3 protein-coding genes and 2 pseudogenes are annotated in these 3,306 nt (G+C 37.4%); all 5 read left to right on the top strand.

Going from position 1 to position 3,306, the window contains the following annotated elements; all coding sequences use genetic code 11:
- Positions 1-482: pseudogene (locus tag A6049_RS34280) on the top strand (hypothetical protein); the annotation flags it as partial.
- On the top strand, positions 454-699 hold the full coding sequence (locus tag A6049_RS29120) for a hypothetical protein (protein WP_240321574.1): 246 nt from the start codon (positions 454-456) through the stop codon (positions 697-699). The pseudogene A6049_RS34280 and the gene A6049_RS29120, both read left to right, overlap by 29 nt.
- A 4-nt stretch (positions 700-703) precedes the next feature.
- Positions 704-1,852: a suppressor of fused domain protein gene (locus A6049_RS29115; protein ID WP_063567927.1), complete on the top strand. Its 1,149-nt coding sequence runs from the start codon at positions 704-706 to the stop codon at positions 1,850-1,852.
- A gap of 428 nt (positions 1,853-2,280) precedes the next feature.
- Positions 2,281-2,697, top strand: a complete 417-nt coding sequence (locus tag A6049_RS29110) for a hypothetical protein (protein WP_063567926.1) — start codon at positions 2,281-2,283, stop codon at positions 2,695-2,697.
- A gap of 111 nt (positions 2,698-2,808) precedes the next feature.
- Positions 2,809-3,306 (top strand): annotated as a pseudogene (locus A6049_RS33465) (hypothetical protein); the annotation flags it as partial.

The following is a 3,306-nucleotide window of genomic DNA, read 5'->3' as shown; positions in this document are numbered from 1 at the left end:
ATTCGGATACAATTACCAAAGCTATGATTCTTTTGAGTATGCTGAATAGTAAGTCGAAGAAGAACCAGAATCAGGGAATCAGCACAAACAATAAAAGCTCTGGGGATTCAGGAAGTTCCAAACCTTCAGGGGATAAGGACAAGAGCAAGAAAGACAAGGATACGGGCAACAAGGATAAGGATGTGCCTAAGGATAAGACGAAAGAAAAAGACAAAACGAAGGATGATCCAAACAAACCTAAACCGAAAGAGCAGGAAACGGATAAATCTAAAGGGAAAACTGGTGATGATTCGAAAGATTCGTCAAAATCAGCTACCAAGAAGGATAAATCTGAGGGCAAACCTAAGGATATAGATGATATTGACTACGGGAGATATTTGAAGAAAAATATAGGAGAACCACCAAATGATATGTATGATCCACATGCGCATCATATTCTATTTAAAAAAGGTAATGGGAAAAACACAAAAAGAATTGGTTAAAGAAGGACACGAGATTCTCATAGAATATGGTATTGATCCAATAATGGGTTTGGAGAATCTTGTATGGGCACCTAATAGAGTAAAAGGACAACATGGAATTGAGGCACTAAGATACGTTGTAGACAAGCTGAAAGAAGTTAAGGAAGCTGGCGGAGATAGGGAAGATATGGTTGAAATGCTAAGAATACTAGGTGACATTGCAAAACGAAGGAGATAATTTTATGACAAATATAAATATTGCTAAAGAACTGCGTTCATCTATTAAACAAGGGGAAGTTGCAAAGGTAACCCAAATTATTGAACATGATTATGAGCTTTTAAATATTATGACCCCTTTTGGTACGTGGCTTCATGTAGCATCTTCAGAAGGTAAACTAGAAATCGTAAAAAAACTGATTGAGTTAGGGATTGATATAAATAGAAGAGGGGGAGCCTATGATGGAGGCGCTCTAAATGAAGCTGCCTCGAAAGGTCATTTGGAAGTTGTAAAGTATCTTCTATCATGTAAGGCAGATATGGATGTCAGTGAACCGGAGAGGAATCCATTATTCGGAGCCATCAGTAATGGCCATACGGATATTGCTAGATTGTTAATCCAATCGGGAATTGATACAACAGTAAAATACAGTGGTAGTTCTATGAATAATGTAGATGCAATTACTTTTGCTCGAGAACAAGGACAAAATGAAATAGTTAATTTTCTTGAACACAAAAATGGAAACTCTCTGTCCGGAAGAACTATGGAATCAAATGATCATGATTGTATACTTGAGCATATAGCCATTTTTTTTGGTTCCCCGCAGAAAACATTAAGAGAAATTATTCCAGGAAGTAATGTTAGTGTAAATATTCATGTGATACCTCCATCTCAAAAAAATGATTTTTTAACACTGGTAACTACAGGTATGAGCGATGCACCAATGGACGAATCATCGGGTGCAAGTGAATTTAATTATTCAGAATTGATAATTAAGTTACCATCCGAATGGCCAGTTGAAGATTTAACAAATCAATCAGAATATTCTTGGCCATTTTCTTGGTTGCGTAAAACTGCTCACATTCCACATCGATTTGATGGTTGGTTGGCTGAAGGTGTAATTCTTCCTAATGGTGAGCCCCCGCGGCCTTTTGCCGCGAATACAATGTTATCTTGTATAATGGTATCAGGAGTCCAAGAGCCTGGCCTTGAGAGGCTTGTTACCCCACAAGGTAAAATAATTAATTTTTATACTTTAGTTCCAATTTATGAAGAAGAAAGAAATATAGAGTTAAAAAATGGCTATGAATATTTACGAGTTAAAATGAATGAAAAGGTCACTGATGATGTAGTGAATATTAACAGACCTAGTATTATCTCGACTCTCCAATAAATCTATGCAAGTAATTAAAATATAATAATTCATTTCTTATGCAAAAATGCAAGCTTAATGTACTATGTATATTTGAAGTTTTAGCGAAATAGTTTCTTCAGGTGATAGAGATATTTCATTAGAACATTTGCGTGTTGAAAACTTAAAGCGGAAACATAAATTACTAGCAAGAAAAGCATTCTCTAGTTGTTTGAAGAAAACAGAGAGTGTTTTTTTGTGATGATTGTGGACAGCTCTGGTGACGCGAAGAATAAGAAAAATATGAGATAAAGCTATGGAAGATGCTTCAAATAATCAACCTCCATATACTAAGAAACCAATGCTCCCAAAAATTATAAAAAGCAAGTTCGTAACGAGGATGGCATAAAGACTTATACCTTTAAGTATAAAAATTGAACTGATTAAGGATATCATTGGAGGATACTAAAATGGCCAAATTACAAGCAAATATTCAAGTCGAAATTGATGCAATTGTCAATGAGAGTAACGAGTTATTTCAAAATGGAAAACATAAAGAATCTACTATATTACTGGAAGAAGCCTGGAGTTTAATACCAGAGCCGAAAGGTATCTATAGCGAAAGTTACCATATAGTAAAAGATATTGTTGACACATGTATTCTTTTAAAGGACTTCAATAAAGCCTACGAATGGTCTAAAAATATTTTTATCACAGGATTTATGCGTTTTGATACAGGAGATAAAGAATTTATTTCGGCAAAAGCAGCCTATGCATTAGGGGAGTTTGACCTTGCCAAAGAATTTTTTAGTTTTGCATTTAAAAAGTCTGAAGGTAGATGTTTTGAAGGTAAAGATCCTAAATATCTTGAATTCTTTAAAAATTAAAATATTTCTTGGTTTTGATTGGAAATTAAGTGTAACGTGGAAAGGATAATTGGTAGTAGACATCAAACATTCTCTGGTTATTTGTGATAAATCGGAGAGTGTTTTTTTTGTTTGACTATGGTTACCCAGATGAGCCTTGTGTCCGAGGTGCAGGTGGAAGAGGAACCGGAACTAGAAGAGGAGAAAAAAGGCTTCTGGGGTAAAGTGCTGGATGTGACTCAGACCGTACTGGACGTCGCCGGTATGATTCCGGTCATTGGTGAAGTCGCCGATTTGGCGAACGCGGGCATCTATGCCGCACGAGGGGATTATACGAACGCGGCCTTGTCCGCTGCAGCTGCCATTCCGTTTGTGGGATGGGCGGCGACCGGAGCCAAGTTCGCGGTGAAGGGTGCCAAGTTAATCAAAAAAGCTGGCAAAGTTATTGACAGTGTTGTAGGTGTAGCAACAAAGATTGCGGATAAAGCGGGTCAGGTAGCGAAGGCGATTGGCGATCTGGCGAACAAAGCCGGAGATGCCATTTCTGGTGCACTAGGCAAGGTCATGACCAAGGCGAAGGGGCTTATGAGCAACTTTAGTCCAGCGGATCTGGCGAATAAGCTAAAAGGT

Source organism: Paenibacillus sp. O199 (assembly GCF_001636635.1).
Lineage (GTDB): Bacteria > Bacillota > Bacilli > Paenibacillales > Paenibacillaceae > Paenibacillus > Paenibacillus marchantiae.
Note: the sequence above shows the minus strand (reverse complement) of the source record. Positions and strands in the feature narration are given on the sequence as shown.